The sequence below is a fragment of the Burkholderia sp. LMG 13014 genome, from assembly GCF_905232215.1.
Classification (GTDB): domain Bacteria; phylum Pseudomonadota; class Gammaproteobacteria; order Burkholderiales; family Burkholderiaceae; genus Burkholderia.
Map to the genome: position 1 here is coordinate 1 of NZ_CAJNKE010000996.1, position 1,319 is coordinate 1,319.

Here is a 1,319-nt window from a genome sequence, read left to right on the forward strand (position 1 = left end):
GGGTTGGCGCGCGATGCGCGACGGCGGGGTGACGCGGCCGTGCCGATCGGCGGGCGAAGGGGCCTGGCTGCGGTTGCCGGTGCGTGATCGACGCGAGGGATTCGCCGCCCGGTCCGTATCGTCACGATATGGGCAGGGCGAGGCCGCGCGTTGTCGTCATGCTTCGTTCAACTGGCGATTCGGCGCGGCTGTCGGGCCGGTCGAATGGTACAGTTGCCGCGAACCCGTCACAAGAAGTCAGCGCGGTGTGAACAGGTCACACCGCGCTGACCGTGCGTTGCCCGTGAAAGAGAATCCAGCCATGCCGTCCCAGCCCGCCGATGAAACCGTCGAACTCGATCAGCCGTGCCCGATCCGCGATGTGCTCGACCGCATCGGCGACCAGTGGAGCCTGCTCGTGCTCGAAGCGCTGTCCGGCGGCACGATGCGCTTCAACGAACTTGGCCGCGCGATCGGCGATGTGTCGAACCAGATGCTGTCGCGCACGCTCAAGCGGCTCGAGCAGGACGGCTTCGTCAGTCGCACGTTGTTCGCCGAAGTGCCGCCGCGTGTCGAATATGCGCTGACCGACCTCGGGCATTCGTTCCTGACGCCGATGCAGGCGATGATCCGGTGGGCCGACGAACATCATCGTGCGATCTGCGCCGCGCGACGTCGTGCACGGGAGCTGGAGGGCGGCGGGCGCTGAGCGGGGCGTTCGCGCTGTCCTGTCGAAGGGCGTTGTGCTGCGATCGGATGCGACGCGACGAGATAGGGCGAAACTGCATGTGCATCGCCATCGAATGATTTCGTTATCCGAATGATTTGGTCGGGGCGGGCAGGGTCGCCGATGCTTCGGTGTATGCCGTTTGTCCCGAATGCGGTAATGCGCTGGCGGTGCCCCGTGTACGAGGCACGCGCCGGGGCGACCGAAATAGCGGGCCTCTACTGCGCGACGCACGACGGGTACGGCAGTATCCGGTCGATTCGCGAAGACGCCCCGTCGATCGGCGGGCATGTCGATGGTTCAGGGGACGTGGCCAGGCGCCTCGGCATCGATTTGGGCGCCGGCATCGGGGCGGAGTGGGGCAGGATTCGCGGAGGTGCCTGCCGGGTATCACGATGTCGGGGCCGAACGGCGCGGGTTCGCTCGCGCCGCCCGGTTGCAAGCCTACCTTAGGCCGGATGCCGGGGGCTTGCCTAGCGCCACGTACCGTCGACGTAGATCCACACCGGTCCCTGACGGCGCCAGTAGCCGGGCACCCACCTGCGCCCGGGGCGCCGCGCGACCCAGCGGCCGGACACCCATATATAGCGGCCACGCTGCCAGCGCCAGTAGC

At 67.6% G+C, this 1,319-nt stretch carries 1 protein-coding gene and 1 pseudogene; one reads left to right on the forward strand and one right to left on the reverse strand.

The window, feature by feature from the left end; all coding sequences use genetic code 11:
• Positions 1-301 precede the first annotated feature (301 nt).
• Positions 302-688, forward strand: coding sequence for a helix-turn-helix domain-containing protein (locus tag JYJ84_RS36835; RefSeq protein ID WP_175220332.1), 387 nt, complete (start codon positions 302-304; stop codon positions 686-688).
• A gap of 491 nt (positions 689-1,179) precedes the next feature.
• On the opposite strand, the pseudogene JYJ84_RS36840 reads toward JYJ84_RS36835, so the two are convergent.
• A pseudogene (locus JYJ84_RS36840) lies at positions 1,180-1,319 on the reverse strand (YXWGXW repeat-containing protein); the annotation flags it as partial.